This is a genomic window from Geodermatophilus sp. CPCC 205506 (assembly GCF_051383635.1).
GTDB lineage: Bacteria > Actinomycetota > Actinomycetes > Mycobacteriales > Geodermatophilaceae > Geodermatophilus.
On record NZ_JALPKP010000132.1, the window covers coordinates 1 to 602 of the forward strand.

At 79.2% G+C, this 602-nt stretch carries 1 protein-coding gene; it reads right to left on the bottom strand.

Translation table 11 applies throughout. The features are described from left to right. On the bottom strand, positions 1-590 hold a 590-nt coding region (locus tag MY520_RS27955), incomplete at its 3' end, for an acyl-CoA dehydrogenase family protein (protein WP_436695959.1). Between the last annotated feature and the right edge of the window lie 12 nt (positions 591-602).

A 602-nucleotide genomic window follows, 5' to 3' on the forward strand; every position in this document is an offset into this window, starting at 1 on the left:
AGGGCGGTGGCGGCGGTGACCTCGCCGGCCATCTGGGCCAGCTCCATCTGGATGGCCTGGAACTTGCTCAGCGGGCGGCCGAACTGGTGGCGCTCGCCGGCGTACTGCACCGTCCAGGCGAGCACCTGCTCCAGCGCGGCGGCCAGCTGCACCGCCCGGGCCAGCGCGAACCGGGCCTTGACCGTGGACGCCCGGGCCGGGGTGAGCAGCGCCCCCGAGGCCGCCGTCGCGGCGAACACCAGCGACCCGCGGGGCTCTCCGGCCAGGTTGCGGGCCTCGCTGCTGGCCAGCCCGCCGGCGTCGACCAGGGCGAGCACCGCGCCCTCGATGCCCTCCGGCGCGGCGGCCAGCACCGCGACGTGCCGGGCCACCCCCGCCCAGGCGACGTCGGTCGCGGTGCCGGTCAGCCGCCAGCGGCCCGGGCCGTCCCCGTCGTCGACCGGCTCGGCGTGCACCGCCCCCTCGGTGGCGATCGTCAGCGGCTCCTCCGGTGGGGGCAGCGGCAGGTCGGCGGCGAGCAGCGCCGGCCCGGCGACCAACAGCTGCTCGGCGACCGGAACCGCGCCGGCCCCGGCGGCCAGCGTGCCCACGACCGCGACCGC